This is a genomic window from Streptoalloteichus tenebrarius, from assembly GCF_024171885.1.
GTDB lineage: Bacteria > Actinomycetota > Actinomycetes > Mycobacteriales > Pseudonocardiaceae > Streptoalloteichus > Streptoalloteichus tenebrarius.
Map to the genome: position 1 here is coordinate 163,313 of NZ_JAMTCP010000004.1, position 26,631 is coordinate 189,943.

Sequence of the window (26,631 nt, forward strand, 5' to 3'; positions counted from 1 at the left end):
GCGCGGACGCGCCCCTCGGTCAGGGGATGATCCGGCGGCGGCGCAGCTCGGCGACGATGTCGCGGAACATCGCCTCGGTCTCGACGTACTCGTGGAAGCCGAACCGGCGCGCCTTGGAGCCGTCGGCGACCATGTCGTAGTCCCAGGAGAAGACGAAGTCGCCGAAGCCCCACGAGACGAGGTCGGAGTAGGCGTGCGGCTCCAGGCCGTGCCGGCGGGTCATCTCCGCCCACAGCGGTCCCTTGTCGGCCATCACGACCTCCAGGGACATCGGCAGCGGTGGGGCCACCTCCAGCCCGAACCAGTCGGCGATCTTCGGCCACATCTCGTTCCACCGGAACAGGTCGCCGTTGTTGATGTTGAAGGCCTGGTTGGCGCAGCGCGGGTCGGTGGCCGCCCACACGGTGGCCCTGGCCAGCAGGCCGGCGTCGGTCATCTCCAGCAGGGCGTCGTAGGCGCCGGGCTTGCCGGGGAAGCGCAGGGGGATGCCGAGTTCCCGGGAGATCGAGGCGTAGACGGCGATGACCATGGCGAGGTTCATGGGGTTGCCCAGCGCGATGCCGGAGACCACCGAGGGGCGGATCGCGGTCCACGTCCACGCCTTGCCGCGCTGGCGTTCCTCCAGGAACCGCTGCTGGTCGACGTTGAACTCCGGGGGCATGTGGTGCGGGTCGGTCTCGCGGGCCGGGGTCTTGAACGGTCCCAGGTGCGCGCCGTAGACCTTGTAGCCCTGCATGAGGCTGACGTGGGCCAGGTCGGGGGCGGCCGCCTCGACGACCTCCACGACGTTGACGAGCATGGCCAGGTTGGGCGGCACCAGCTCGGCCCAGGTCGGCCGGTCCTGGTAGGCGGCGTAGAAGATGTGGGTGACCTCGCTGAGGCCGCCCAGCTTGTCGTGCACGTCCCGGCGGTCGAGCAGGTCCACGGCCACGTGCCGCACCCGCCCGGTGGACGTGCCGCCGCGGCGGGACAGGCCGATGACCTCCCAGTCGGGCAGGGTCGCCAGGTGGTCGACGAGGTTGCCGCCGATGACCCCGTTGGCCCCGACGACGAGGGCGACCTTCTTGCGCGTGCTCATGACCTTCTCCCGGCCTGTCTGGTGATCTCGACGCCGTCGGGTTCGCGGCGACGTGTTGATCGTGCTTCGACCGGTTCCGATAAGTCCAATGTTTGTTTCTCATCGTTGCCATAAGCTGCTCTCATGATCACGCTGCGGCAGATGGAGTACCTGGTGACGGTGGTGGAGCAGGGTTCGTTCACCCGCGCGGCCGAGCTGCTCCACGTGACGCAGCCGGCGCTGTCGCACCAGATGCGGGTTCTGGAGCGCGCGGTGGGCGCGCCGCTGCTGGAGCGGCTGCCCCGGTCGGTGCGGCTGACCCCCACGGGGCGGGCGCTGCTGCCGCACGCCCGCGCCGCGCTCGCCGACGCCCGCCGGTCGCTGTGCGCGGCGCGTCAGGCGGCCGGGCTGGAGGCCGGCGAGCTGGAGGTGGCCACCCTGTACTCGGTGAGCCTCGGCGTCCTGCCCTCGGCGCTGCGGGCGTGGCGGCAGGCCCACCCGGACGTCCACATCAGACTGTTCGAGCACCGGCACGTCGACGAGCTGCTGGCGGCGATGCGGGAGGGGCAGGCCGACGTCGCCGTGGGGCCGCCGCCACCGGACTGGGACGGGCCGGTGCGCGCCCTCGGCGTCGAGGAGTTCGTCGTGGTGCTGCCCACCGACGACCCGGTGGGCGCCGACGGCGGCGGCCGGGTCGACCTGGGGGTGCTGGCCGAGCGGGAGTGGGTGCACTACGCGCCCGGCCACGGGCTGGCCGACCTCGTCGAGCGGGTCTGCGCCGCCGCGGGGTTCCAGCCCAGGGCCTCGGTCCGCACCGAGCAGACCGCGTCCGCGCCCCTGCTCGCCGCCGCCGGGCTGGGTCCGGCGCTGGTGCCGGCCAACGTCCTGCCGCCCGGGTTCGACGGGCTCGTGCTCCGCCCCGACCCGCCGGTCCGGCGCCCCCTGACCGCCTACAGCCGCCGGGGCGGCGACCCCCTGACCACCGCGTTCGTCGACGTCCTCGCCCGTGAGGCCACCGTGCTGCCCGCCCACCTCCGCGACGCCCTCCAGCCCTAGCCGCACCGACGCGCCGGTCACCGGCCCCCGACATTCGCTGTCGAGCACCGGATGGGCGCTGTGACGATTGGTGAGTGAGTCATGTGACGAACATTGATGGTGTCGATCGCCTCCGATGACAGGAGCAACGTCGAGGCGTTGAGCGGGTGGCTGCGCACCGAGGCGCCCCGCCGTCTCCAACCGACCGGTCGCGGGTATGGATATCCGCGGAACACCACCGAGGGGGAGGACCCGCCGTGGGGCGGGTGGAAGTACCCGGAGTGCGAGGTCTGGGCCGGGGCGCTCAACCACGCCGATCTGGACGCCGTGCTCGACCGGGTCGCCGCGATCCCCTGGCGCTGCCCGCACTCGGTGCGGGTCTTCCTGATGGACCAGGAGCAGATGTTCTTCCGGGTCTGGATGTTCCGTGACGGACGCCTGCGGCAGTAAGCCCCGACCTCACCCACCGAGGACGATCCGGAGTACGACCCCTCCCCCGCGTGAGACGCCCGACCGCGTGAGGTCGGGCAGCGCGTGGCCGCGACACCACGGGACGAAGGACGTCGCCGTGGCGCTGGGGGAGCAGGGGTCACGAATCCCTGGGGCGGACGCGACAGCACGCGGGACACCGTCCACATTGGACATGCGGGTGGCATGGTCTCCTGAGGGGCCTGCGGCGCTGTCGCCGAAGGGTGGGGCTTCGACGACAGCGCCCGCCGAAGCGTGGTCCTAGGACTGCCCGTCGCTGTCCCAGAGCTGGGTGCTGTGGGCGTCGACCAGGGCCCTGACGCGGGCGAGGACCTCCCGGGCGGGGAGGGGGTCGAGCCGGCGCCCGTCCCGCAGCCGCACCGCGACCTCGCCGGCGGCGGCCTCCCGCCCGCCGATCACCGCCTGGTAGGGCACCAGCCGCGCGTCCCGGATCCGCGCGCCCAGGCTGCCCTGCTCCGGCCCGACGACCCGCACGCGCAGCCCCTGGTCGAGACCCTGCCGCGCCAGCTCCTCGGCCTGGGGCGACTCGGCGTCGGAGATCGGGAGAACCACCATCTGGGTGGGGGAGAGCCACGCGGGGAAGGCGCCGCCGTGCACCTCGATGAGGTGCGCGACGGCGCGCTCCACGCTGCCGATGATGGCGCGGTGCACCATGACGGGCCGGTGCTTGGCGGAGTCGGCGCCGACGTAGTGCAGGTCGAACTGCTCGGGCTGGTGGAAGTCGACCTGGACGGTGGACAGGGTGGACTCCCGACCCGCGCTGTCGGCGACCTGAACATCGATCTTGGGGCCGTAGAAGGCGGCCTCGCCCTCCTCGGCCTCGTAGTCCACCCCGGCGCTGTCGAGGACCTCGGCCAGCAGGGCCGAGGCCCGCCGCCACATCTCCGGGTCGGCCACGTACTTGCCGCCGGAGCCCGGCAGGGACAGCCGGTGGCGGACGGGCTGGACGCCCAGGGCGTCGTGGGCGCGGCGGATCAGCTCCAGCGCGCCCCGCACCTCGTCGGCGACCTGGTCGAGGGTGCAGAAGACGTGCCCGTCGTTGAGCTGGATCGCCCGCACCCTGGTCAGGCCGCCAAGCACTCCCGACAGCTCCGACCGGTACATGCCGCCCAGCTCGGCGATGCGCAGCGGCAGCTCGCGGTAGCTGTGGGCGCGGGAGCGGTAGATCAGCGCGTGGTGCGGGCACAGGCTCGGCCGCAGCACGACCTGCTCGGCGCCGAGGTCCATCGGCGGGAACATGTCCTGGCTGTAGTGCGACCAGTGGCCGGAGATCTCGTACAGCTCCCGTTTGCCGAGAACGGGGGAGTAGACGTGCTGGTAGCCGGCACGGCGCTCCGCCTCGCGGATGTACTCCTCCAGGGCGTGCCGGACGGCGGCCCCGTCGGGCAGCCAGTACGGCAGTCCCGCGCCGATCAGCGGGTCGGTGTCGAACAGGTCCAGCTCACGGCCGAGCTTGTGGTGGTCGGGCATCGAGGTCTCCTCGCGGACGGGGAGCGAGTGACCACGAACGCCGAAGCCCCGGGGCACTCGCCCCGGGGCTTCGGACTCAGACAGGTGTCAGCGCGCCGGGACGTCCACCGGCGTCGTCGTCAGAGCAGCGCGCTTCACGCCAGCCACGGTAGCAGACGGTCCGACCGGTGACGTGATCATGGTTCGCTGTCACGGGCGGCCCGAGGGAGGTCGCGTGAGCGCGTGACAGTGGCTTCGCTGCCCCGAGAAGGCATCACCAGCCACCACACCAGTTTCGTCACATGACGTTGTGGGCGGCGGGTGCTTCCCCTCGCCGTTCGGCGCTCCAGAGTGGACTGTCCACCGTCGACCACCGGTCGAACCGCTGCCCCTGACCACTTCGTGATCAGGGGCAGCGGCGACGCGATGTCACAACAGCCGCCGATGACGTTGTGCGGCCCCGGATGCTCTCAGCCGACGACGCTCACGGCCGGGGGCGAGGTGGGCAGGTCCCGCCGCCCCCGGAGGGGACTGCCCAGCAGGAACAGCCCGCTGAGCGCGAGCAGTCCCGTCAGGACACCCATCGTGGGCCGCAGCCCGAGCGTGGAGCCCAGCGCGCCCGCCACCACCGCGCCCACCGGGATCGTGCTGTGGTTGAGGAACATCGTCGTGGCCACCACCCGACCCAGCAGCGTCGGAGGGCAGTAGCCCTGGCGGAAGCCGCCCACGATCACGTTCGTGGCGACGATGCCGGTCGCGACCAGGAACGCGCCCACCACGAACAGCACCAGCCCAGACCCGGCGCCGGTGAAGGCCATGAGCAGGCCGAACGGCGCGGTGCCGAGCTGGCACAGCAGCAGGCCCCTGGCCGTGCCGAACCGGCGGCTCACGCGATGCGCCACCGTCGCGCCGAGCACACCGCCGACGCTGGCGCACGCCACGAGGACCCCCACCACGCCAGGGCTCACCCCCACCTCGCGGACCAGGAACACGACCTGCACGGCCTGGTAGCCCTGAAGCGCGAAGTTCGCGGTGGCACCGAAGGCGGTGAACGCCCGCAGGTACGGGTCGGCGGCGACGAACCGCAGCCCCTCCCGGACCTGCCGCGCCAGCCCGGTCGCCTGGGCGGGCCCCGGGGGAGGGGGCTCCTGGGCGCGGATCGCCACCAGGCACGCCGAGGAGACGACGAAGGTCACGGCGTCGGCTAGCAGGCCGGCCGTGGCGCCGAACACCTGGGCGAGCAGCCCGCCCAGACCCCGGCCGGTCACCTGAGCCGCCTGCTCCCCGCCCTGCAACGTCGCGTTGCCCCTGACCAGGTCGGTCGGGGTGAGGAGGGTGGGGAGGTAGGCGTGGTAGGCGGTGAAGAAGAAGACGGCCGCCGCACCGCTCGCCAACGCCACCGTGAGCAGGTGTCCGAGTGTCAGCAGGCCCAGCCAGGCCGCCACCGGGACGCTGGCCAACAACAGGGCCGAGGCGAGGTTGGCGGTCAGCATCACGGGCCTGCGGCGCAGGCGGTCCACCCACGCGCCGGCCGGCAGACCCACGACCAGCCAGGGCAGCCAGGCCGCCGCGCCCAACAGGGCCACGGAGAAGGTGTCGGCGTCGAGGGTCACCACGGCGACCAGCGGCAGGGCCACGCCGGTGATGGCGCTGCCGAGCTGGCTGGTGGTCTCGCCGATCCACAGCAGACGGAAGTCGCGGTGGGCGAGCAGGCTCCTGACGCGCGGGGAACGGTGGTCGGGACGGGTGTCGGGTCGAGGTCGGCGGTCAGCGTTCATGCGGACCGCCAGGGACGTCCGGCCAGGGGACGTCCGTGACGGTTCCGCGTAGTAGGTGGGCCGCCGCCGGCAGGAACGCACCGCCGCGCTGTCGCCCATCTCCACACGTCATGGCGAGGAGCATGTGACCGGGTGTGTGTCCGATCAAGTCCTTTTCCGCTCGCGGGGCTCGCCCGCCGCGGTGATCGCGCGGATGCGCTGGACCTGTTCCTCCTGGAGGGCGCGGCTGCGGCGCAGGAAGTCGAGCAGGATCTCCAGCTCCGCCCGGCTGTAGTGGGCCAGCGTGCGGTAACCGCTCTCGACGAGGGGGCCGTAGAGGACCTCGGCCTTGCGCTGGACGCGGGCCGTGGGACGTACGACGATCTTGCGCCGGTCGGTGGGGTCGGGGGAGCGGGAGACGTAGCCGAGCTTCTCCAGGCGGTCCAGCAGGGCGGTGACGCTGCCGGTGGTCAACCCCAGCTCCGCGCCCAGCTCGCCGGGGCGCGCCGAACCCGCGCGGAGCAGGACGTCCAGGCAGCGCAGATCCGTCCGGTTGACGCCCAGGTGCTCGGCGGCGGCGTCGTCCAGCGCGTCCACCGCGGTCTGGAGGTCCCGCGTCGCGTTGGCCACCTCCGCGCGGAGGGAGTCCAGGGTTTCCCGTGCCATGCCCACTCACTCGACCTTCGAGATACATGCTTGTCAAGGTGAGTGTAGGCGGACGGACGGGATGATCTTCGCGCCCGCCTCGGCGGTCGCCCCGCCGCCCCGGCGTGCCCCGGACTCACCATCTCCGGGAGCCCGGGGCACGCCACCCGTGGGACCAGGCCTGCCAGCGGTGGATCACAGCAGGGAGAGCAGGCGCTCCAGGTAGGGCTCCAGAGCGTCGAGGTCCTCGGTGTCCAGGTCGTCGTCCGGCATCAGGTCCACCACCGGGCGCACCAGCCAGTACGGGTGGGCCTCGACGCCGCTCAGCGCCTGGTAGTGCCGCAGGAACTCGGCGGCCTGCTCCTCGCCGTGGTCGACGGCCAGGTTCCAGCACATGTGCCCGAGGTCGACGTCCGGGCGGCCCCGGGAGGCGGTGGTCCAGTCGACCACGCCGGTGAGCCGCCCGGACCGCCACAGGGTGTTGCCGGGGTGGTAGTCACGGTGGATCAGCCGCACCGGGCCGGCCGGGGGCGGCGCGGCGACCACCGCGAAGGCCCGCTCCCACAGCGCGGGGCGCGTGCTCAGGGCCGGCGGACGTGGATCGGACAGGTCGTTGTACGGCCGGTAGTCCGGCACGCCCGGCCAGGGCGGCGCGACACGGTGCAGGGCGAAGGCCGTCGCGGCGAGCTGCGGCAGGAAGTCGGGGGAGTCCTCGTCCTCCTCGTCCGGCGCGTGGCCGGGCAGCCGCGTCATGATCAGCGCGGGCACGTCGCACTCCTCGCCGTGCAGGTCCACGGCGAGCACCCGGGGAGCGGGGAACCCCGCGCGTTCCAGCACGGTCAACGCGGCGACCTCACGCTCCACCGTGAAGTCGGGGTCGGTGTCCTGCCACCCCGGGCGGACCCACCGGCGCAGCACGACCTGTCGAGGCCGGGGGCCGTCGAGGACCAGGGCGTGGTTGGCGTGGGATGTGCCCCCGGTCAGGAACTCCGTGGCCAGGACACGAGAAGCGCCGGTCTGGCGCAGCGCCCAGGCGAGAGTGGCGGCGGAGGGCGGGGCGGACAGGACGTGGTCGCGGGACATCCGAAGAGGAACCTTTCCTCGCAGGGACGACTGACGCTGCGGAGGAAGAACCTCGGTGGACCACGGGCGTGTCCACTGCGGGGGACGGGCGTGACGCCCCAACGTCAAACCATGAACCCGACCGTACCAGCCACCCCAACCAAGTCGATCAACAACGCGTCCCCATCGATCATCCCCACGACCACCCCGCCTGCGTGGGGAAGACACGATGACCGACAACAGATCGACGATCTCCCCGGACTCACCCTTGCGCCGCCGGGAAGACGTACCGCTCAACGTCGGCGCGCAGCCGCGCCAGCGCTCGCCCCCGCGTGCCCGGGGAGACGTGGTGGCGACGTTTCGGCGAACAGTACGCATCGACACCCCCGCCTGCGGGGAAGACAGGAACGCTGCCACCAACACCAGGACTGGGAACGACTCACCCGGTGTGCGTGGGGAAGAACCACGCTGCTCGTCGACGCATCCGACACGATCGACTCACCCCGCATACGCGGGAAGACGCGGCGGAACCGGAGGCCGCTTCCATGGCGGCCGACTCACCCCCAGATGCGCGGGGAAGACGAGACCGCCCACCGTGCCCCGCTGGGTGCGCTGGACTCACCCCCGCGTGCGCGGGGAAGACGGAGTCCCCTGAAGGATCATCGCGTTGCAGGTGGACTCACCCCCGCGTGCGCGGGGAAGACCGCCTCACCGACGGGCACGAGATGCTCGGCCCCGACTCACCCCCGCGTGCGCGGGGAAGACCCTTCGCGACCTGGGTCGACAGGGGTGCGTTACCGATTCTTGACCTGTCGGGGTCGCGCGGCGGGCGTCAGCCGTAGATCTCCTCCCTGGCGTTGTTCGCCACGTAAGTCACGATCTTGAAGCACTTCATCGCGTCGGTCATCGTCGGGGCGTCGAAGCCGACACGGAGCACGTCGACCCGCTCGACGGTCGGCACCACGGCGCACGCGGCGGCCAGGTGGGCGGCGTCGAACTCGACCTCGATGCGGTGCGGCCGCCGGTCGGGCTCCAGGGGGCCGGCGAGGTCCATCGCGGCCTCGGCCGCCTCCTTGATCTGCGCGGCGGTCCGCTGCGGCGTCGCGCAGATCGCGGCGTAGCGGCTCACGCACTCCTTGACCGCGACCCGGCGCGCGTCCGGCGCGTAGTCGGCGGCGTCCACGCAGGTGAGGTCGTCGCCGGTGACCAGGATGACGGGGACGCCGTACTCGGCGGCGAGCGCGGCGTTGAGCCGACCCTCGCTGGCGCGCACGCCGTCGAGGAACACCCCGGTGATCGAGTTCTCCAGGTAGGTGTGGGCGAGCACGCCGTCCTCGCCGGCTCCGGTGTGGTAGCCGAGGAAGACCACGCCGTCCACGTCGGAGTCGATGCCCTGCATCATCGACAGGGGCTTGTGGTAGCCGGTGAGCATCCGCGCGCGGGCGTCCAGCTCCTCCAGCACGAGGTTGCGGTTGTCGTTGTGGGCCTCGTTGACGAGGACGTCCTCGGCGCCGCCGGCGGCCAGCCCGGCCACACACGCGTTGACGTCGCCGGTGAACAGTCGCCGGAACCGTTGCCACTGCTCGGTTCCCGGCCGCACGTCGGCGGGGCAGGTCACCCCGGTGACGCCCTCCATGTCCGCCGAGATCATGATCCGCACCCGCCCCACGCTACGGCCGGCGCGCCGCCCTGGGAAGGCCGCCGTCCGGCATCGGAGGGACAACATCGCCCGTCCGTTGTGCGCATACCAACTGGTCGGTACGGTGCCTGCCATGGGCGACGAACGGCACGCCCTGGTGCTCGACTACGGCGGGGTGCTCACCACCTCGGTCGCGACGTCGGTGCACCAGTGGCTCACCAGCGACGGCATCGAGCCGGCGAGCTACCACGCCGCGCTGCGCGAGTGGTACGACTCTGCCAGCCAGGACTCCCCGGTGCACGGGTTGGAGAACGGCACCCTGCCTCCCGGGGAGTTCGAGCGCCTGCTCGCGGCCCGGTTGCGGACCGGAGACGGTCGTCCCGTCCCGGCCGAGGGCCTGCTGACGCGCATGTTCGCCGGGATGCGCCCGGACGAGGAGATGCTGCGCCTGGTCCGGGCGGCGCGCGCCGCGGGCCTGGCCACGGCCCTGCTGTCCAACAGTTGGGGCAACACCTACCCGACGGAGTTGCTCGCCGAGCTGTTCGACGTCGTGGTCATCAGCGGCGAGGTGGGGCTGCGCAAGCCCGATGCCGCGATCTACACCCTGCTGGTCGAGCGACTCGCCCTGCCCGCGCGTCGCTGCGTGTTCGTCGACGACCTCCCGTTCAACGTGGAGGCGGCGGTGGCGGTCGGCATGACCGGCCTGCACCACGTGGACGCCGCCACCACGCGCGGGGAACTGGCCCGCCTGCTGCCCGCCCTCGCGGAGGTGACGTGGTGACCCCGCCCGGCATCGATCTCGACGCCGTCCGGTCCCTGATGGACGCCCGGCGCCCCGGCCTGGTGTCCGGACCGCTGTCCGCCGAGCTGATCACCGGTGGGCGCTCCAACCTGACCTACCGGGTCAGCGACGGGGAGCACCGGTGGGTGCTGCGCCGTCCGCCGCTGGGGCACGTGCTGGCCACCGCCCATGACATGGCCCGTGAGCACCGGGTGATCAGCGCCCTGGCTGACTCACCTGTTCCGGTGCCCGAGACGGTGCTGTTGTGCGAGGACCCGTCCGTGCTCGGTGTTCCGTTCTACGTCATGGCGGAGGTGCCGGGCGTGGTGTTGCGCGGTCGGGAGGACACCACCCGCCTCGGGCCGACCCGCGCCCGAGCGGTGTCCCACGCCCTGGTCGACGTGCTCGCCGATCTCCACACCCTCGACCCGGAGCGGGTCGGGCTGGCCGACTTCGGTCGGCCGGAGGGGTACCTGACGCGGCAGGTCGCCCGCTGGCGCAAGCAGCTCGACGCCTCGCGCAGCCGTGAGCTGCCCGGCGTCGACGACCTGCACGCCCGACTGGCCGCCACCGTCCCGGACTCGCCGAGGGCCGCGATCGTCCACGGGGACTACCGGTTGGACAACGTGCTGGTCGATCCCGAGACCGCCAGGATCACCGCCGTGCTGGACTGGGAGATGGCCACCCTCGGCGACCCGCTCGCCGACCTCGGCCTGTTCGTCCTCTACTGGGACGGGGGCCACGGCGCGGTGCACCTGGTCACGGGCGAGGCGGCCAGCGCGCCCGGCATGCCCGGCGCCGACGAGCTGGTGCGCCGCTACGCCGAGCGGACGGGGGCGGACCTGTCCCGCCTGTCCTGGTACGTGGCCCTCGCGATGTTCAAGCTCGCCGTCGTGTTGGAGGGCATCCACTACCGCCACAGCCAGGGGCGGACGGTCGGGGCGGGCTTCGACCGGATCGGCGAGCACGTGCCCGCGCTGGTCGCGGGCGGCCTGGCGACCCTGGACGAGGAGGCGTGATGGACTTCGCGTTCGACGAACGCACCGAGCGGCTGCGGGCCGAGCTGACCGAGTTCCTCACCGAGCACGTGTACCCGGCCGAACCCGTGTACGCCGAGCAGGTCGCCAACGCCGCCGACCCGTGGGACGCCCCGCCCGTGCTGGCCGAGCTGAAGGCGGAGGCGCGGCGGCGCGGCCTGTGGAACCTGTTCCTGCCCGACGAGCGGTTCGGCGCGGGGTTGGGGAACCTGGCCTACGCGCCGTTGGCCGAGCTGACCGGGCGCAGCCCGGCGCTCGCGCCCGAGGCGCTGAACTGCTCGGCCCCCGACACCGGCAACATGGAACTGCTCGCGGAGTTCGGCACGCCGGAACAGCGGTCTCAGTGGCTGGAACCCTTGCTGGAAGGGGAGATCCGCTCCGCGTTCTGCATGACCGAGCCGGAGGTGGCCTCCTCCGACGCCACCAACATCGCCACCCGGATCGAGCGGGACGGCGACCACTACGTGATCAACGGGCGCAAGTGGTTCTCCTCCGGGGCGATGAGCCCGCGCTGCGCGGTGTTCATCGTCATGGGCAAGACCGACCCCGACGCGGAACGGCACCGGCAGCAGAGCATGGTGCTCGTGCCCCGCGACACCCCTGGCGTCCACGTCCGGCGCGGGCTGACCGTCTTCGGCTACACGGACGGACCGCACGGCGGGCACGCCGAGATCGAGTTCCGGGACGTGCGGGTGCCGGTGGCCAACGTGCTCGGCGGTGAGGGCGAGGGCTTCGCCATCGCGCAGGCCCGGCTCGGTCCCGGCCGCATCCACCACTGCATGCGGCTGGTCGGGATGGCCGAGCGGGCGCTGGAGCTGATGTGCCGGCGGGTCACCGAACGCGTCGCCTTCGGCCGACCGCTGGCCGAGCAGGGCGTGATCGGGGAGTGGATCGCCGAGTCCAGGGTGCGGATCGAACAGGCCAGGCTGCTGGTGCTGAAGACGGCGTGGCTGATGGACACGGTGGGCAACCGGGGCGCGCACACCGAGATCCAGGCCATCAAGATCGCTACGCCGGCGATGGCGGAATGGGTCATCGACAAGGCGATCCAGGCCCACGGCGGCGCTGGTGTCAGCCAGGACTTCCCGCTGGCGATGCTGTGGGCGCAGGCCCGCATGCTGCGGATCGCCGACGGACCGGACGAGGTGCACCGGATGTCGTTGGCACGACGGGAACTCCGGCGTTACCGAAACTGACGCGGCCACCCCCCGCCCGGCCGCCCCGCCGAAGGTGGCGGACGCGGCCGGGGGAGAGTGGCTCCCCGCCGGGCAAATCCGCGTGCTCCGGTCTCGGATGCTCTGCCAGGCTCTGCGGCCGTGGCTGCGTTCGCACTGTTGCTCATCGGTGGGCGTTCGGGCGTCGGGAAGACCTCGGTGGCGTGGGAGGTCTCCGAACTGTTGCGGGGGAAGGGGACCGCGCACTGTTTGGTGGAGGGCGACTTCCTGGACCAGATCCACCCCGCGCCCACCGACGACCCGCTCCGCACGCGCATCACCGAACGCAACCTCGCCTCGATCTGGGCGAACTACGTCGCCCTCGGCCAGCACCGCCTGATCTACACGAACACGGTCAGCGTGCTGGAGGAACCGATGATCCGGCGGGCCATGGGCGGCGGCCCGGTCATGACGACGCGGGTCCTGCTCACCGCCGAGGAGGAAACCGTCCGGGAACGCCTGGCCCGACGCGAGATCGGCTCCCAGCTCGCCGCGCACGTCGAGCGGAGCCGGACGATGGCCCGGAAGCTGGACGAGGTGGCGCCGCCCGGCACCGTCCGCATCCCCACCGACGGCCGATCCGTTCAGGAGATCGCGCACGACGTGGTGCGCGCGACCTCCTGGTGACACCAAGAGCCGGGATTCGGCCCCAGCACGGCATCGAATGAACGAAGATCTACAGGTTGTGGGAACAGGAGAGGCTTCCCGAGGAGGCACCGCACTGAACCGACGCGCACAAGGTCAAGTTTTGGTAACGCCCTCCTGTTAGCCCAGGTCGCGAAGGGTCTTCCCCGCGCACGCGGGGGTGAGTCGGTTCGTCAGGCCGGACACCGGATCGACATCGTGTCTTCCCCGCGCACGCGGGGGTGAGTCCTGGCACCTGGTGCTGTGCACGCCCTGCGCTCTGTCTTCCCCGCGCACGCGGGGGTGTGTCCAGGTCATGCGGTGGTTGGCTGAGCACGACCAGGTCTTCCCCGCGTACGCGGGGTGAGTCGGTCCCTCGCCGCAGCCTGGATAGGCTCACGGCATCCTTCCCGCGCATGCGGGGGTGATCGGTGGTCATACGGTGCCGACCCCGACCGATGAGGTGCTCCCCGCGCAGGCGGGGGTGGGGATGCTCTCGTGTGGCGGCAGGTCGAGTGTCAGGGCTGGCCTCGGGGGTCGGCGAGTTGCGCGAGCCCCGAGGCCAGCCGTTCTCCCGATCACACGTGGTGCCTCGGCTATCTCACCGCCAGTCGGACGATCTCCGGGTGGGAGCCGAACAGGCTGACCGGGCGTCGGTCGACGACTTCCAGTCCGACGCTGGCCGCGTGGGGCAGCCACTCCTCGACGTCGGGCATCAACAGCACCGCCCGCCCTTCGGGAGTCAGCACCCGACGGATCTCCCGCCAGAACCGACGTGGTTGTCGGGCCAGGACTCCAGCCGGAGGCACCTGGCGGTCCCAGGGCGGATTGCTCACCACGACGTCGACCGAACCCGTGGCGACCGGCAGGCGGCCGGCGTCGGCCACCGCCCACGCGATGGGTGTGTTCGCGCTGTTGGCGACCGCTCCCGCGATCGCGGTCGGATCCTGGTCGCTGCCGAGGACGGACAAGGTTGGGTCGAGCAGGGCCGCCTCGATCGGCACCGTTCCCACGCCGCAACACGGGTCGAGCAACCGGGCGCCCCGGCGTGGCTGCGCCAGTCGCACCAGGGCGGCGGCCAGCGGTGGGTGCAGGCTTCCGGTCCGCGTGGTTTGCCGATAAGGCCTGCGGTGCAGGGGGCGTGCGCTGATCCGTAATGCCAACAGCGCGCGGTCCTCCTCCACCGTGAGCCGCCACGACAGCCCGCCCGGCGGAGGGGCGAGTCCGCCCCGCCTGCTGTGGTACGGCAGGCCCGTCGCGGCGGCGAGCGGCTCGCCCACCGCGTCCTCCAGGTCGTACCGCGAGTAGTTGCGGCGCCCGAGGAAGGACGCGGAAACGTCCACAGTGGACACAGCAGGGGAGCCGTCGCAGCGCTCGCGCAGCGCCAGCAACGGCTCCACCCGCAGTGCGGCGACCACCTCGGTCAGCAGTCGCAGGCTGGCCCGGTCCCGTCCCACGCCCCTCACGGTGGCGGCCACGAGGAACACGTCGTCTACGCAGCGCGGTCCCAACACCGCGGGGCCGGGGTCGGCGCAGCGGAACCACACCTCGCGGTGCCCCACCCGCTCGACCTCGCCCAGCCCGAGATGGCGGATCTCCTCCACCACCACCGGCTCGATGCCCCGCACCGTCCGCGCCACCAGGCGCGCGGCCGTCACGACGTGACGACGGCGCCAGGACGCGGTGCGTCTCCGGCGCGCACGCGCGCCGGCACACAAGAGATCACTTGATCTTCTCCCACGTCGCGACCCGGAGCGGTGTCGTCACCGCCCCGCATCGCTGGCGAGGGGATGTCCGCAACCCGCCAGCGGTCGCGTCAGAGTCGGAAGAAGAACGTCATGGGCCCAATCTAACAAGCACAGCCTAACAACCGGTGGTCGACTCACCCGCGACAGATCAACGCAACGCGGGTTCGCGCAGGGTCAGCGTCGCGGCGTCGGCGTCCAGCACGGCCCGCACGCCCAGCGGCACCGTCAACTGGCCCACGCAGTGCCCGAAGCCCAACTCCCACAACACCGGCACGCCGTGGGCGGACAGGCGCTCGGCCAGCACCGACCGCACCTCCTCGACCGGTCCGCAGTCCACCCAGGACCCGAGCACGATCCCGCGCACACCGTCGAACCAGCCAGCCCTGTCCAACTGCGTGACCATGCGGTCCAGCCGGTAGGGGTCCTCCCCGACGTCCTCCAGCAGCACGAGCGCGCCGGAGGCCGAGGGCGGCGCCAGGGGATCGCCGACGCCGGAGGCCAGCAGGCTGAGGTTCCCGCCCACCACCAGCCCGCTGGCCCGGCCCGACACCAACGCCATCGCGCCGTCGCGGCGCAGCACCGTCGTCTCGTGCGGGGTGAACAGGCTGCGCCGCAGGTGGTCGGCGGCGGCCTCGTCGGCCGCGAAGGCCCGGGTGGCCACCATCGGGCCGAACACCGTCACCAGGTCCAGACGCGTGGCGAACGCCCCGTGCAGGGCGGTGATGTCGCTGGAGCCCACCAGCAGCTTCGGGCCGGCCTGGCGCATCGCCGCCCAGTCGAGGAGGTCGAGGACGCGTTGGCTGCCGTAGCCGCCCCTGGCGCAGAACACGGCCGCGACCTCCGGGTCGCACCACGCCCGTTCCAGGTCGGCGGCGCGGTCCTGGTCCCGGCCGGCGAGGTAGTCCAGGCCAGGGTGCCGGTCGAGGACGTGCTCGCCCAGCACCACCTCCAGACCCCAGGACCGCAGGATGGCCACGCCGCGCTCCAGCAGCTCCGGCTCGACCGGCCCCGCCGGCGCCACCACCGCGACGCGCTGCCCGGGGCGCAGCCGGCGCGGCCGTTCCCTCGGCCGTCCCGCCGCCGTCAGGTCTTCGTCCACTCCGGACCCCGCGTCGTGATCAGTTCCACGGCCCACGGGGCGAGCCTAGGAAGAAAACGGCGGCAGGTCACCCCTTCCCGTCGTGGTGCTCAGGTGCGCCTGGTCGACGGCCGCCGTGAGGGCGTCGCGCAGGCGCTCGTAGGTCGGGGCCAACTGTCGCAGCACCCGCGCCAGCGCCTGGTCGTCCCGCGCGACGAGCGGATACTGCGCGCTCCCGAGCAGACGGGCCTGTTCGGCGGCGATCCCGGCCGGGTCGGACAGGCCCAGCAGTGCCAGGCAGCGTGCGGCGCCGGCGAGTCGGCGGGCGCCGACCCGGACCGCGAACACGGCGAGCATGGCCCGCACCTCGGGGTCGAGGCCCTGCTCGACCTGGACGGCCAGCCGTTGCAGGGCGGCTGCGCCCCCGAGCGATCCCGGGGGCATCGGCCGGTCGTCGCGGCCCTCCAGCCACCGGATCGCCTGGGGAAGACAGGTCCGCAGCGCCTCGCCCACGCTGACCTCGCGCTCCTGCGCGAAGTCGGTGCGCATCACGAACGACGTGTCGACGTAGGGGACGGCCTCGGCGCGCCAGGCGGCCAGGAACGCCTCGGTCGGCAACGTGGCGAACGGGTGGCCGTGCGGGTCGTGGAGGACGACCGTGTCGTCCTCGACGGCCAGCACCACCACGTAGTGGTCGGCGCCGTCCGCAGCGCCGGATTCCGGCTGGTACAGCAGCAATCCCATGTCGACCGGGCCGACCATCACCGGTCCCTGGGCGCAGGCGGCCCGCAGGCGTTCCACGGCCTGCTCCGGCGTGCCTCCGTGGTGCCGTTGGCAGCGCCACCCGAGCAGGTCGAGGGCGGTGTCGACACCGATCTCGGGGTCCCATCCGTACGGGTCGAACAGGGGAGTGGCGCCCCCGACCAGTTCGACGCCGAACGGCGAGCAGGTCAGCGTCTCGATCACCGCCGGCGGCGGGGCCAGCGAGCCGAGCACCATCGACAGCGAGTGGGTGTAGCAGTACGGGTTGGACCCCTCGTAGGCGAGCATGATCGACCTCGGGTGACGGGGAGCGGACGGCGGGGTGCGCTGGCCTCAGGCGCGGGTGACGGGCTCCTGGAGCTCGGTCACCCACCGGGACAGGTCCTCCGGGGCTTCCAGCGTGAGTTCCCGCGCGTAGCCGGCCGACCGGTAGCCGTTCGCGTCGATCCACCGGGCCAGGACCTGCGCGCTGGCCAGCACGCCGTCCATGGAGCCCCGGTGCACGATCGTCGCCGCCTCGAAGCCGGGCAGGTCGACCACGGAGAGGCCCTGGCCGCCGCGTGTCCGCTCGGACACGACGACGCCGGCGTGCACGACGATCCTGCCGTCGCCCTCCGGGGAGTCCTCGTAGTAAGCGATCCCGGGTCCGGTGGGAACCACGCCCGCGGCGTCCAGCCGCCGGCACAGTTCCTCGTAGAGGGGGCGGATGGCCGGTCCGATGTCTTCTGGCGCGTAGCTGGCGGCCGTGGTGGTCAGCTCGGCCACCCGCACCGGCGGAATCCTCTTGAGCACGACGTCGTCCCGCGACATGCGGCCCTCGCTCTCGATGCTGCGGAGCCTCGCCTCGACCTGGGCCAGCCGGGACGCGGCCTCGGCCATCGCCGCCGCCAGCTCGGCCCGCCGCAGCCGCAGCATGCCCCGCAGCTCCTCGACGCTGACGCGCTCGTCCAGGATCGACCGCACCTGCTGGAGGGTGAACCCCAGCTCCTTCAACGCGATGATCCGGTTGAGCCGCGCGAGCTGCGCCGCCGCGTAGAAGCGGTAGCCGCTGGACGGATCGACGTGGGCGGGCCGCAGCAGCCCGATGGCGTCGTAGTGGCGCAGCATGCGCACCGACACGCGCCCGTACTTGGCGAAATCTCCGATCGTGACCATGACGCCCTCCAGTTCAGGGCCTCACACGGTGGCAGGGTCAAGCGCGCCCCGCCGACCATCAACGGGCGTTACCGGCCATCGACGGGTGCGTCGAGCCTGCCCGCGCGTCGCCCCGCACTTCCCGGGTCGCGACTGGACCAGGTGAAGCGAGTAACCCGGACGGTTGGTGATGTCGGGTCGGAGTGGGCGCCGGCGAGCGGGCGACAGACCCTCGCGGTAGGTGGCGGAGCGTGGACGCCGCCGGTGACCAGGAGGGACGGATCATGCGACCTGTGGTGACGACGCTGGCAGCCCTCGCCCTGGCCGTCGCGGCGGCCGTGACCGCGCCCGGCCCGGCGGAGGCGGCCCAGGGGACGCTGGTGGTCGACGGCAAGCGGCACCAGGACCCGAGTGGCTGCTTCGCCAGCGAGCAGTACCCGATGACGATCGCGAACAACACCGACAGCATGGCCTCCGTCTTCGACGACGCCGAGTGCTCGGGCACGATGGTCGCCCTGATTCCCCCTGGCGGTGGCGGGGTCTTCCAGTACGGCAGCAGCGTGCAGATCGACTGACCACGTCGGAGCCGGGGGAGGTCAGGCGGTCCGAGGAGAGCGGCACGGCGTCGTCACTGCCGTTGACGGTGTCACCGCTGGGTGTGGAGGCGTGCGCGCACCGGGCTGGTGGCCCAGGGACCGGTACAGCCGCCGAGGCACCGGGTGGGCGGCGTCGCCGCGCGGCAGGACCACCGCGCCGCTCGCGCCCGGTGATCGGAAGATGTGTCAGGAGGGCGATGTTGACCGCCCTGGCCAAGCCGCGGCCCCGGAACGCGGGAGCACAGGAGACGGGCTCGACCAGGCCGGTCCTGGTGGTCTCGTCGTACCAGCCCAGCCCAGCGCCGACGCCACCCCCTCTCCGCCCGGCGAGACCACGACGAGGTCAGTCGCGGTGCGGTAGGGCGGGCAGGCCATGACGCGCCGGTGGCTCTCCCCGGTGACGTGGGAGCCGAAGTCCGACCAGCCCGCGCGGTGCGCCGCGACCCTCCGGTCGGCGTCGTCCCTGGTGACGTGGGTGATCGTGAACCCGTCCGGCAGGGACGCCTCGGGAAGGGCGACCAGGTCGTGGGCGTGTCGCGGAAAGAAGGGGCCGCCTTCCTGGGGGCGGTACCCACCGTCGCGGAGCGCCCCGCGCTCCTGGACATCGCCCTCCATCACCAGGCAGGAACGGTCGCGGCCGGCGGCGACCGAGTCGAACCAGTCGAGGACCTCGGGCAGCAGGTCTGCCGCCCCGGGGTCCGCGAGTAGCTCCAGATGGCCGGGCGGTTCCACCCAGGCCCCGGCGAGCACCGCCTCGCCGTCCTGCCAGAACGCGGTGCGGAACGTCGCCGCCGCGCCGGGGACCGAGTGCCAGCCCCATACCAGGTCGTCGACGTGGAACCGGCGGTCGGGCGACCAGAGGCGTCGCGCCAGCGCCTGGAGACGACCGAGATCATCCGGTGTCGCCCCCACCTGGCGGCTGGCCATGGCGCTCCCCCTCGCGGCGATCTTCAGGAGGTGATCCTGGGGTCCCCGGCCGCGCGGACCAAGCGCTTTCGGCCGAGGGGGAGGGGAAGGTGGAGGCGCACCAGGTCGTCGGCGTTCTCCGTGGCCGTGATGTGATCAGGAGTGAGCGGGACCGACCTGGGGGAGAGCCTCGATGTTCTTGATCACCACGCCGAACGGCAACGTGGGGCGGCACATCACCGACGCGCTGCGGAACCGGGAGGACGTGCGGTACCTGGTCCGTTCCGAGCGCGGCGCGAGCGCGGTGGGAGCGGTGCGTGGCGAGATCGTCCTCGGCGACGCCGCCGACCCGGAGGACGTGCGCCGGGCGCTGGCCGGGGTCGAGCGGCTCTACCTCGCCCACCCGTTCGGCGACGACCAGGTCGCCGTCGAGACCGCCTTCGGCCTGGCTGCGCTCGACGCGGGCGTGCGGCGGATCGTGAAGCTCGGCGCGCGGGCGTTCGGCCCTGGGATCACGCCGGACGCCGTCACCGGGGTGCACGACGAGATCGTGGGCCGCCTGACCGAGGCCGGGGTGCCGGAGCTGACGGTGTTGCGCCCCGACCGGTTCATGCAGAACTTCCTGTCCACGGCCGTCGCGCTCGCCGAGGGGTCGCTGCCGGACCCGGCGGGGGTGGGCGCGCGGGGTTTCGTGGACGCGCGGGACATCGCCGAGGTCGCGGTCGCCGAACTCCTCGCGGACGAGCCCGTCGGCGGGGACGTCGAGCTGAGCGGCCCGGAGGAGCTGACGCTGCCGGCGATCGCGGAGCGGTTCGCCGCCGCGCTGGGCCGGCCGGTGCGGTTCGTCGACGTGCCACTGGACGACGCCTGGCGCGCGCGGTACCGGGAGGCGGGGATGTCCTCCTACACCCTGACCGGCCTGGAGGACCTGTACCGGAACTACCTGGCCGAGCCGGCCTCGGGCCTGGGCGACGGCGTGCGGCGCGTGCTGGGTCGTTCGCCCCGGTCGATCGACGTCTTCGCGTCCGAGGTGCTGGCTCCGGCCGTCAATGCCGTGGCCGCGACGCGGTGACCCGGACTACCCTGGGAGATCGTGGCGCGTGCCCCGAGGTCGAGGCACCCCGCTCAGTGAGCCCTGACCTGACGCGTGTCCGCCGCGCGTCAGGTCAGGGCTCGACCAGCCCCTGGCGATACGCGTAGCGCACGGCGTCGCTGCGGGTCCGTGCGCCGATCTTGGCGAAGGCGTTGTTGATGTGGGTCTTGACCGTGGACTCCTCGACGCACAGCTCGCGGGCGATCTCCCGGTTGGTCAGGCCCCGCGCGATGCGCACCAGCACGTCCCCCTCCCGCCGGGTCAGCCCGTCGGGGAGGGGACGGCGCCCCGACCCCCACCGGGCCCCGGCCCCGCCCCCGGCTCCGGCTCCGGCTCCGGGGAGGCTGGCGACCAGCCGCGCCGACACCGCAGCGTCCAGGGTGGACTGTCCGTGGGCGCACGAGCGGATCGCGGTCTCGATCTGCGTGCGGCTGGCCTCCTTGGTGAGGTAGCCACGCGCCCCCGCGGACAGGGCCGCCACGACCAGCTCCTGGTCGGCGTAGGTCGACAGCACCAGCACCGCCACCCCAGGGTGGTCGCGGCGCAGCCGCGCGGTGGCCTCGACCCCGTCCATGATCGGCATGCGCAGGTCCATCAACACCACGTGCGGCGCGGTCTCGGCCGCCAGCCGCACGGCCTCGGCCCCGTCCCCGGCCTGGCCGACGACCTCCAACCCGTCGGTCAGGCCGACCAACGCGGCCAGCCCCTCCCGCACGGCCTGCTGGTCGTCCACGACCAGGACCCGGATCGTCTCCTCCTCGGAGGGAACGGGCACCGCCACCACCCCACACCTGTCGTTCCCGTTGGCACAACCTAGCGCCGCCCGGGTCAGGCCTCCGCTCGCCGGAAGCCGGTCAGGAGGGGCGACGTCAAACATCACGGTGACGAAAACAGGTGTCCGACGTGAAACGGGACGTTCCGCGCAGTGGTGACGGGGAGTAGTTCCACCCGGATCTCCACCCCGGGGTGGTCCTTCTCCGCCCCTCCACGGACCTACCGTTCCCCCGCATTCTTCGGAGGGAACGAGAACAATGAACCTGGCACTCGACAGTGGAAGCGTCATGACCTTCCTGCTGCTCCGGTTCGCCGTCATCGCGGTGGGCGTGGCGATCCTCGTGGTCGTCGGTTTCGCCGTCCTGGTCGTGTTGCGGCGGAAAGGGCGACTGGACGACGCCCGCAAGTACGCCGAACCCGTGTTCCGGGCGTGGATGGAGAACCGGCGGGGAAGGCGACGCTGACCCATGGACAGGCACGGGACGCTCGCCGGGGACAACGGACACGACATCGTCGTCGAACTTCTCCTGCACAAGGTGTGGGAGTTCGGGATCGTGCTGGTCGTGGCCGTTCTCGCACTCGTCGCGATGGTGATCATCTGGCGTAGGGCGGGCAGGAGATAGCGTCACCGCGTGGGCCGGAGGAGGACGGGAAGCGACGCGATGACCGCACCTGGGGGCGCCCGGCCCGTGTCCGGGGCGGACCTGTCCCACGCGGTGATCCAGGTCCTTGGCACCGGGGTCCTGGTCGTCGCGGTGGCCACCGTCCGGGAGGGGTCGCCGTGGGTGTACGGGGCCTACCTGGTGACCCTGCTGTGTTGGTTCCTCTATCTCCTGCTGGAACGGCGGCGGCCCGGGTGGGCGGGTATCGCGGTCGTCCTCGGCGCGGCGGTCTCGGCCGCCGCGGTCGGGCCGGCCGAGGACTCCACGGCGGTGATCGCCGTCTGTGTGGTGCTCGGCCGGTTCGCCGCGTGGGCGACGCCGAGGGGATGGCAGCTCGGCGTGGCCGTGGCCGGATGCCTCGGGCTGACCGTGGGCAGCAGCCTGCTGGCCGGTCGGTCGGTCGAGGACGTGCTGGGTTACGCACTGCTGGTCCTGGTGCTCACCCTGCTCGGGCTGAACCGGCGGCAGCACCGGCTCCGCGCCGAGCAGTCCGAGGTCCTGCTCCGCCAGAGCCTGTTGGTGCGGCGGGAACAGGCCAGGGCGGCGGCGTTGGACGAGCGCGCCCGGATCGCGCGGGAGATCCACGACGTGCTGGCGCACTCGCTCGGCGCGTTGAGCGTCCAGCTCAAGGTGGTCGACGCGCTGCTGGAGCGGGGTGACCGCGCGGCTGCCCGCGAGCGGGTGCGCCGGTGCCACCAGCTCGCCGAGGAGGGACTGGTGGAGGCGCGCAACGCCGTGGCCGCGTTGCGCGACGACGTCCCGTCCCTCCCGTCGGCTCTGATGGTCCTCGCCGAGCGGTACCGGGCGGACCACCACGGCGCGGTGGAGGTGGTGACGACCGGCCGGGAGCGTCCGCTCCCGCCTGCCACGACGGTCGCCCTGGTGGGCGTCGCGCGTGAGGCGATCACCAACGTGACCAGGCACGCCCCGGGCGCGTCCGTCCGGATCGAACTGTCCTATGGGGACGATTCCGTGCGGCTGGAGGTGCGCAACGAGGTGCTCGGGGGCGGTCGCGGTGAGGAGCGGACCGGCTACGGGCTCACCGGGATGCGGGAACGGCTGGCCCTGGTCGGCGGCACGCTCCACGCCGGGTGGACGGACGGGGGACGGTGTTGGCGGGTCACCGCCGAGGTGCCCGCGTGATCTCGCCAGGTGCGGATGACGGACGTGGGAGTCACGATGAGGCCCGCACTGAAGTCGTGTTCGGTCTCCAGCGGCGCGTCATCGACGACCTGGAGGTCATGCACGGTCGTTGACCGTCGTCTCCGACCTGATCAGCCCCGCTTCTTGCGGCAAAGCCGCCCCTCCCCGGAACGCTACGGCTGTGGAGAGGCTGGGTGGTGCGCGGTGACTAGCACCCGGCGCACCGCGTGCCGCCAGGCTTGCGCGCGGCGTCCCTCTGCGGCCAGGTCCTCAACGGCCGGGTCACCGCCGGCTTCGGCGGCGGCTGCCGCCCGCGCATAGATGTCGTACTGCCGTTTCGCCCACGCGGGTTGCTCGACGATGGCGTCGACGCGCAGTCCGGCATCGGCGAGCAATCCGGCGAGGTCGCGGGGAAAACGCTGTGGCGCCGAACCAGACCCCTCCCAGGTGGTGAGGGCGAGCCGGCCTCCCGGCCGCAGCAGCCGCACCGCCTCTCGCGCCATCGCGGGTTGGTCATCGACCAGTTGAAGCACGTCGATGGAGACCACCGCGTGCGCGCACGCGTCCGGCAACCCGGTGGTGGCGACCTCCGCGACCGTGAAGCACGCGTGCGGCACCGTCGGGAACAGGTGTTGCCGTTGCCGAGCGTCGGCGACCGCCACACGGGAGGCGTCGACACCGATCAGTCGGGCACGTGCCTGCTCTGCCAACCACAGGCCGGGGCCGCCCCGGCCGCAGCCCAGGTCGACCAGTGTCTGGCCGGGACTGAGCGCCAGCGCGTCGAGGACCGACGCGAGGCCGGCGAGCGGCACGAAGGAGAACGGCTGGACCCGCGTGGGAAGACCCTCCCCGATCAGGGCCGCGTGGGCCTCGCTGGCCCGCCACCGCAGATACCCCGCGTCGAACTCGGCCCCGGTCGCCACCCTCGCGACAGTAACCGAAGCCCTGTCGAAGGACGCTCGGCCGAACGGGCGTGGTGGGCGAGGTTCTGGGACCTGTCCTCAAAGCTGGTGTGGCTGATCTGGTGTGATCTTAGGTTTTGGTGCGCGGGCACGAGTTGACCGACGAGCAGTAGCGGGCGATCAAACCGCTGCTGCCCCCTTCCGGTGCGAAAGGACGCCCCTGGACGAACGAGGTTCCGGGTGATCAACGGAATGCTGTTCCAGGCCAAGACCGGTGTGGCGTGGCGTGACCTGCCGGAATGACAGGGGCCGGGGAAGAGGCGTCGACAACCAGTTCTGGCGATGGTCGCCCACCGAAACCGGGACCACCCTGGTGACAGAGGCGCGGGTGATCGCTGAGGCGATCAACGAACCCGCCCCGGGGGTGGCGATCGACTCCAGCATCGTGCGATGCGCACCAGCACGCCCCCAGCGCCCGCCGCACGACGGCCTCCCACACAGGGGGCGGACACACCGGCGGCGGGCACCGTGAGCCAGTTGATCACGCCATCGCCTCGGTCCCGTGGGGACCCACCACGACGATCCACGTACGCGGTTTCGTGCCATCGCGACCCGGTTCGACAAGACCGCCACCTCCTACCGAGGGATGGTCGATCTGGCCGCGCTGCTCATCTGGCTTTGAGGACAGGTTCTAGGGCAGCGTGGGGACGGCCGGACGCGCCACGGTGGGCCGCGCCCTGGTCAGCAGCAGGGCGAGCCCGGCGCCGAGCGCGCACAGGGTCATGCCGAGGAACAACGGCACCACGGTGTGCCTGCCGGCGATGCCCATCAGGGGAGAGACGGCCGCGCCCAGCGCGTTCTGGACCGTGCCCAGCACCGCCGATCCGGTGCCGGCCGCGTGGGGCACGCGTTGGAGGGCGAGGGCGGGCGCGGCGGCGAAGACCTGGCCCAGCCCCAGGAACCCGACGCCGATGAGCCCCAGCGCCCAGAAGCGCGTGAGGTCTCCGGCGAGGGTGACGGCCAGGGCAGCCGCGCTGGCCGCGACCAGCACGACCAGGCCCGTGGCCAGCAGGGACTCCGGGCGGTGGCGGGACACCAGCCGGGCCGCCGCCACGCACGAGAGGGTCGCGGTGAGCGCGCCGGCGGAGAAGACGACCGACGCCTCGCCGACGTCGAAGCCCAGCACGTCCTGGAACAGGAACGGTGAGGCGGCGATGTAGCAGAACAGGGCTCCGGCGGTGAGGCAGAAGGCGAGCATGTAGCCGAGGTACTGGCGGTTGGTCAGGACGGAGGCCGCGGCCCGGAGCGTGCCCCGCGCCCCGTCGGAGTGCCGTCGCGCCGCGGGCAGGCTCTCCGGCACGAAGAACAACGCGGCCAGGAACATGAGCGCGGATGTGGCCGCGAGCACCCAGAACACCGCGCGCCAGCCGCCCGCGTCGCTGACGACGACGCCGCCGGCCAGCGGCGCCACGATGGGCGCGATGCCGCCGAGGGCCATCAGCATGCCGAAGATCCTCGCGGCCACCGGTCCGCTGGTGACGTCGGTGACGACGGCCCGTCCGACCACGACGCCCGCCGCGCCGCTGAAGCCCATGACGAACCGCAGGGCGATCAGGACCTCCAGGGTGGGCGCCACGGCGCACACGGCGGTGGCCACCGTGCAGACCGCGGTGCCGACCAGGATCGGCGTCCGGCGTCCGTACCGGTCGGAGAGGGGGCCGAGCACCAACTGCCCGACCGCGAGGCCGACCAGGAAGGCGGTGAGCGTGAGCTGGACGCCGGCGGCGTCGGTGGCGAGTTCCCCGGTCATCTCCGGGAAACCCGGCAGGTACATGTTGGTCGCCAGCGGCTCGACGAACGACAGCAGGGCCAGCGCCGCCGTGAGCCGGGCCGGTGGTGGGGGTGGTGTCACCTCGCGGTCGGGACGGGCGGAGGCGGAGACGGTCATGGCTGCTCCTGAGTGAGGGCGAGAGAATCCGTCGCTAGCTATGGTTATGTATCTATAACTATCTCTACCATCGGGGGGTGAGCAAGGACGAATCCGACGACGGCCAGGACCTGCTGCGCGAGGCCCGGCGACTCACCCCGGCGCTCTACGCGCTCACCCGCGTCCTGCGCTTCCGGGGAGTGGCGGAGTCCGGCCTGGCGCCGCTGCCGCCCACCGATCTCGACGTGCTGCGCTTCGTGCTCGACTCGCCGGGCGTCGGGACCAGCACCCTCGCCCGCGAACTCGGCCTGCACGCGAGCAACGTCAGCACCGCCGTGCGGGGCCTGGTCGCCCTCGGGTTGGTCCGGCGCGAGCCCGACCCCCACGACCGGCGCGCCGTCCAGCTCTTCCCCACCAGGGGAGCCGAGCACGGCATGGCGTTGATCGAGGACTCGTGGGCGGAGATCTTCGCCGACGCCCTCGCCACCCTGCCGGCCGACCAGCGGGAGGCGCTCACCGCGGCCGTGCCCGCGCTCCGCGCCCTGGGCGCCGCGCTCCGGGAACGTCGGAACGCGGCGCGCTGACCGGCGAACGCCTGACCAGTCACTGCCGGCGTTTCACTCCCGCGCGGGGGTCTCCCTGGCCTGCGCACACCGCTCTGTCGGCGCTCCGCAGGCGGGCCGAACCCCGGTGCGGAGGGTGCTGGCAACGGGGCGCTCTTGTCCTATGTGGATGAACGCGTTCGGTTCAGGCGCAAGGAGATCCGGCCGAGGGCTCAGGCGGGCATCGGCTCGGCGAGCCTGCCCTCGGTGAAGAGCAGACGCAGGTCGATCGCGCCCTCGCGCGCCGCCCTCGCCCTGGCGTACTCGAGGGAGGAGTACCACTGCCTGGCCCGCTCCAGGGACGGGAACTCCACGATGGTCATCACCCGGGACGCGGGCCACGTGCCCTCGACGGCCTCGGGGACCGCGGCCTGGGTGACGTAGCGGCCGTCGTACCGGGCGATCGATGGCTCCGCGAGCCGGCGGTACTCCAGCGCCCTCACCTCGTCCAGCACCTCGGCCTCGACGATCACGTAAGCGGTCATGGCGGTTCTCCCTCGGTGAGCGGTCCGTGC

General features: G+C 72.4%; 27 protein-coding genes. 12 read left to right on the forward strand and 15 right to left on the reverse strand.

Annotation, left to right across the window (positions count from 1 at the left end; translation table 11 throughout):
• Positions 1-19: 19 nt before the first annotated feature.
• Positions 20-1,078, reverse strand: coding sequence for an SDR family oxidoreductase (locus tag LX15_RS06010; protein ID WP_253668478.1), 1,059 nt, complete (start codon positions 1,076-1,078; stop codon positions 20-22).
• Between the two features lie 123 nt (positions 1,079-1,201).
• Between LX15_RS06010 and LX15_RS06015 the strand changes: the two genes are divergently transcribed.
• Both LX15_RS06015 and LX15_RS06020 read left to right on the forward strand, forming a co-directional pair.
• Entirely contained in the window at positions 1,202-2,113 is a 912-nt protein-coding gene (locus tag LX15_RS06015) for a LysR family transcriptional regulator (RefSeq protein ID WP_253668479.1), read from the forward strand.
• A gap of 96 nt (positions 2,114-2,209) precedes the next feature.
• Positions 2,210-2,542 (forward strand): hypothetical protein, encoded by a 333-nt coding sequence (locus LX15_RS06020; RefSeq protein ID WP_253668480.1) that lies wholly within the window; start codon positions 2,210-2,212, stop codon positions 2,540-2,542.
• A gap of 279 nt (positions 2,543-2,821) precedes the next feature.
• On the opposite strand, the gene thrS is transcribed toward LX15_RS06020, so the two are convergent.
• The 5 genes from thrS to LX15_RS06045 form a co-directional block, all read right to left on the reverse strand.
• Entirely contained in the window at positions 2,822-4,108 is a 1,287-nt protein-coding gene (gene thrS / locus LX15_RS06025; RefSeq protein WP_308213413.1) for a threonine--tRNA ligase, read from the reverse strand.
• A gap of 392 nt (positions 4,109-4,500) precedes the next feature.
• The gene (locus tag LX15_RS06030) at positions 4,501-5,808 is read right to left on the reverse strand and encodes an MFS transporter (protein ID WP_253668482.1); all 1,308 of its coding nucleotides are present in this window, start codon (positions 5,806-5,808) and stop codon (positions 4,501-4,503) included.
• A gap of 144 nt (positions 5,809-5,952) precedes the next feature.
• Complete coding sequence (locus LX15_RS06035) at positions 5,953-6,453, reverse strand: MarR family winged helix-turn-helix transcriptional regulator (RefSeq protein ID WP_253668483.1); 501 nt, start codon at positions 6,451-6,453, stop codon at positions 5,953-5,955.
• A gap of 174 nt (positions 6,454-6,627) precedes the next feature.
• Positions 6,628-7,515, reverse strand: coding sequence for a phosphotransferase family protein (locus LX15_RS06040; protein ID WP_253668484.1), 888 nt, complete (start codon positions 7,513-7,515; stop codon positions 6,628-6,630).
• Between the two features lie 811 nt (positions 7,516-8,326).
• A complete protein-coding gene (locus LX15_RS06045; RefSeq protein WP_253668485.1) occupies positions 8,327-9,154 on the reverse strand; it encodes a M55 family metallopeptidase in 828 nt (275 codons plus the stop codon).
• A gap of 112 nt (positions 9,155-9,266) precedes the next feature.
• Between LX15_RS06045 and LX15_RS06050 the strand changes: the two genes are divergently transcribed.
• From LX15_RS06050 to LX15_RS06065, 4 genes are all read left to right on the forward strand, one after another.
• Positions 9,267-9,914, forward strand: coding sequence for an HAD-IA family hydrolase (locus tag LX15_RS06050; protein WP_253668486.1), 648 nt, complete (start codon positions 9,267-9,269; stop codon positions 9,912-9,914).
• Positions 9,915-9,952: 38 nt separating this feature from the next.
• Positions 9,953-10,933, forward strand: coding sequence for a phosphotransferase family protein (locus LX15_RS06055; protein WP_253668634.1), 981 nt, complete (start codon positions 9,953-9,955; stop codon positions 10,931-10,933).
• Positions 10,933-12,147: an acyl-CoA dehydrogenase family protein gene (locus LX15_RS06060; RefSeq protein WP_253668487.1), complete on the forward strand. Its 1,215-nt coding sequence runs from the start codon at positions 10,933-10,935 to the stop codon at positions 12,145-12,147. Before LX15_RS06055 ends, LX15_RS06060 begins: the two co-directional genes overlap by 1 nt.
• A gap of 120 nt (positions 12,148-12,267) precedes the next feature.
• On the forward strand, positions 12,268-12,792 hold the full coding sequence (locus LX15_RS06065) for an AAA family ATPase (RefSeq protein ID WP_253668488.1): 525 nt from the start codon (positions 12,268-12,270) through the stop codon (positions 12,790-12,792).
• Positions 12,793-13,385: 593 nt separating this feature from the next.
• Here LX15_RS06065 and LX15_RS06070 read toward each other — a convergent pair.
• The 4 genes from LX15_RS06070 to LX15_RS06085 all read right to left on the reverse strand — a co-directional run bounded on the left by LX15_RS06070 (position 13,386) and on the right by LX15_RS06085 (position 17,532).
• Positions 13,386-14,447: a methyltransferase domain-containing protein gene (locus tag LX15_RS06070; protein ID WP_253668489.1), complete on the reverse strand. Its 1,062-nt coding sequence runs from the start codon at positions 14,445-14,447 to the stop codon at positions 13,386-13,388.
• Between the two features lie 238 nt (positions 14,448-14,685).
• The gene (locus tag LX15_RS06075) at positions 14,686-15,636 is read right to left on the reverse strand and encodes a S66 peptidase family protein (protein ID WP_253668490.1); all 951 of its coding nucleotides are present in this window, start codon (positions 15,634-15,636) and stop codon (positions 14,686-14,688) included.
• 45 nt (positions 15,637-15,681) lie between these two features.
• Entirely contained in the window at positions 15,682-16,665 is a 984-nt protein-coding gene (locus LX15_RS06080; protein WP_253668491.1) for a YobF C-terminal domain-containing protein, read from the reverse strand.
• Positions 16,666-16,710: 45 nt separating this feature from the next.
• Positions 16,711-17,532 carry a MerR family transcriptional regulator gene (locus tag LX15_RS06085; protein WP_253668492.1) on the reverse strand — a complete coding sequence of 274 codons (822 nt, stop codon included), beginning with the start codon at positions 17,530-17,532 and terminating at the stop codon, positions 16,711-16,713.
• A gap of 263 nt (positions 17,533-17,795) precedes the next feature.
• Here LX15_RS06085 and LX15_RS06090 point away from each other — a divergent pair, with 263 nt between their 5' ends.
• Positions 17,796-18,086 (forward strand): hypothetical protein, encoded by a 291-nt coding sequence (locus LX15_RS06090; protein WP_253668493.1) that lies wholly within the window; start codon positions 17,796-17,798, stop codon positions 18,084-18,086.
• A 207-nt stretch (positions 18,087-18,293) separates the two neighbouring features.
• Here LX15_RS06090 and LX15_RS06095 read toward each other — a convergent pair whose 3' ends face one another.
• Positions 18,294-19,034, reverse strand: coding sequence for a hypothetical protein (locus LX15_RS06095; RefSeq protein WP_253668494.1), 741 nt, complete (start codon positions 19,032-19,034; stop codon positions 18,294-18,296).
• Positions 19,035-19,206: 172 nt separating this feature from the next.
• On the opposite strand from LX15_RS06095, the gene LX15_RS06100 reads away from it, so the two are divergent.
• Positions 19,207-20,085 (forward strand): NmrA family NAD(P)-binding protein, encoded by an 879-nt coding sequence (locus tag LX15_RS06100; RefSeq protein ID WP_253668495.1) that lies wholly within the window; start codon positions 19,207-19,209, stop codon positions 20,083-20,085.
• A gap of 94 nt (positions 20,086-20,179) precedes the next feature.
• Here the strand turns inward: LX15_RS06100 and LX15_RS06105 are convergent, their stop codons facing one another.
• Complete coding sequence (locus tag LX15_RS06105; protein ID WP_253668496.1) at positions 20,180-20,881, reverse strand: response regulator transcription factor; 702 nt, start codon at positions 20,879-20,881, stop codon at positions 20,180-20,182.
• Positions 20,882-21,137: 256 nt separating this feature from the next.
• Between LX15_RS06105 and LX15_RS06110 the strand changes: the two genes are divergently transcribed.
• From LX15_RS06110 to LX15_RS06120, 3 genes are read left to right on the forward strand one after another with little or no spacing between them, the layout of a single operon-like run.
• Entirely contained in the window at positions 21,138-21,344 is a 207-nt protein-coding gene (locus tag LX15_RS06110) for a hypothetical protein (protein ID WP_253668497.1), read from the forward strand.
• Positions 21,345-21,347: 3 nt separating this feature from the next.
• The gene (locus LX15_RS06115; RefSeq protein ID WP_253668498.1) at positions 21,348-21,503 is read left to right on the forward strand and encodes a hypothetical protein; all 156 of its coding nucleotides are present in this window, start codon (positions 21,348-21,350) and stop codon (positions 21,501-21,503) included.
• A gap of 39 nt (positions 21,504-21,542) precedes the next feature.
• A complete protein-coding gene (locus LX15_RS06120) occupies positions 21,543-22,685 on the forward strand; it encodes a sensor histidine kinase (protein ID WP_253668499.1) in 1,143 nt (380 codons plus the stop codon).
• Between the two features lie 173 nt (positions 22,686-22,858).
• Here the strand turns inward: LX15_RS06120 and LX15_RS06125 are convergent, their stop codons facing one another.
• On the reverse strand, positions 22,859-23,608 hold the full coding sequence (locus tag LX15_RS06125) for a class I SAM-dependent methyltransferase (RefSeq protein ID WP_253668500.1): 750 nt from the start codon (positions 23,606-23,608) through the stop codon (positions 22,859-22,861).
• Positions 23,609-24,278: 670 nt separating this feature from the next.
• A complete protein-coding gene (locus LX15_RS06130; RefSeq protein WP_253668501.1) occupies positions 24,279-25,535 on the reverse strand; it encodes a multidrug effflux MFS transporter in 1,257 nt (418 codons plus the stop codon).
• Between the two features lie 77 nt (positions 25,536-25,612).
• Here LX15_RS06130 and LX15_RS06135 point away from each other — a divergent pair, with 77 nt between their 5' ends.
• The gene (locus LX15_RS06135; protein WP_253668502.1) at positions 25,613-26,098 is read left to right on the forward strand and encodes a MarR family winged helix-turn-helix transcriptional regulator; all 486 of its coding nucleotides are present in this window, start codon (positions 25,613-25,615) and stop codon (positions 26,096-26,098) included.
• A 191-nt stretch (positions 26,099-26,289) separates the two neighbouring features.
• Here the strand turns inward: LX15_RS06135 and LX15_RS06140 are convergent, their stop codons facing one another.
• Positions 26,290-26,601, reverse strand: coding sequence for a DUF1330 domain-containing protein (locus tag LX15_RS06140; RefSeq protein ID WP_253668503.1), 312 nt, complete (start codon positions 26,599-26,601; stop codon positions 26,290-26,292).
• Positions 26,602-26,631 lie beyond the last annotated feature (30 nt).

Coding starts and splice junctions, on each gene's coding strand:
- LX15_RS06010 (WP_253668478.1), bottom strand. CDS start 1,078: ATGAGCACGCGCAAGAAGGTCGCCCTCGTCGTCGGGGCCAACGGGGTC.
- LX15_RS06015 (WP_253668479.1), top strand. CDS start 1,202: ATGATCACGCTGCGGCAGATGGAGTACCTGGTGACGGTGGTGGAGCAG.
- LX15_RS06020 (WP_253668480.1), top strand. CDS start 2,210: ATGGTGTCGATCGCCTCCGATGACAGGAGCAACGTCGAGGCGTTGAGC.
- LX15_RS06030 (WP_253668482.1), bottom strand. CDS start 5,808: ATGAACGCTGACCGCCGACCTCGACCCGACACCCGTCCCGACCACCGT.
- LX15_RS06035 (WP_253668483.1), bottom strand. CDS start 6,453: ATGGCACGGGAAACCCTGGACTCCCTCCGCGCGGAGGTGGCCAACGCG.
- LX15_RS06040 (WP_253668484.1), bottom strand. CDS start 7,515: ATGTCCCGCGACCACGTCCTGTCCGCCCCGCCCTCCGCCGCCACTCTC.
- LX15_RS06050 (WP_253668486.1), top strand. CDS start 9,267: ATGGGCGACGAACGGCACGCCCTGGTGCTCGACTACGGCGGGGTGCTC.
- LX15_RS06055 (WP_253668634.1), top strand. CDS start 9,953: ATGGACGCCCGGCGCCCCGGCCTGGTGTCCGGACCGCTGTCCGCCGAG.
- LX15_RS06060 (WP_253668487.1), top strand. CDS start 10,933: ATGGACTTCGCGTTCGACGAACGCACCGAGCGGCTGCGGGCCGAGCTG.
- LX15_RS06080 (WP_253668491.1), bottom strand. CDS start 16,665: ATGCTCGCCTACGAGGGGTCCAACCCGTACTGCTACACCCACTCGCTG.
- LX15_RS06085 (WP_253668492.1), bottom strand. CDS start 17,532: ATGGTCACGATCGGAGATTTCGCCAAGTACGGGCGCGTGTCGGTGCGC.
- LX15_RS06090 (WP_253668493.1), top strand. CDS start 17,796: ATGCGACCTGTGGTGACGACGCTGGCAGCCCTCGCCCTGGCCGTCGCG.
- LX15_RS06095 (WP_253668494.1), bottom strand. CDS start 19,034: ATGGCCAGCCGCCAGGTGGGGGCGACACCGGATGATCTCGGTCGTCTC.
- LX15_RS06100 (WP_253668495.1), top strand. CDS start 19,207: ATGTTCTTGATCACCACGCCGAACGGCAACGTGGGGCGGCACATCACC.
- LX15_RS06110 (WP_253668497.1), top strand. CDS start 21,138: ATGAACCTGGCACTCGACAGTGGAAGCGTCATGACCTTCCTGCTGCTC.
- LX15_RS06115 (WP_253668498.1), top strand. CDS start 21,348: ATGGACAGGCACGGGACGCTCGCCGGGGACAACGGACACGACATCGTC.
- LX15_RS06120 (WP_253668499.1), top strand. CDS start 21,543: ATGACCGCACCTGGGGGCGCCCGGCCCGTGTCCGGGGCGGACCTGTCC.
- LX15_RS06130 (WP_253668501.1), bottom strand. CDS start 25,535: ATGACCGTCTCCGCCTCCGCCCGTCCCGACCGCGAGGTGACACCACCC.
- LX15_RS06140 (WP_253668503.1), bottom strand. CDS start 26,601: ATGACCGCTTACGTGATCGTCGAGGCCGAGGTGCTGGACGAGGTGAGG.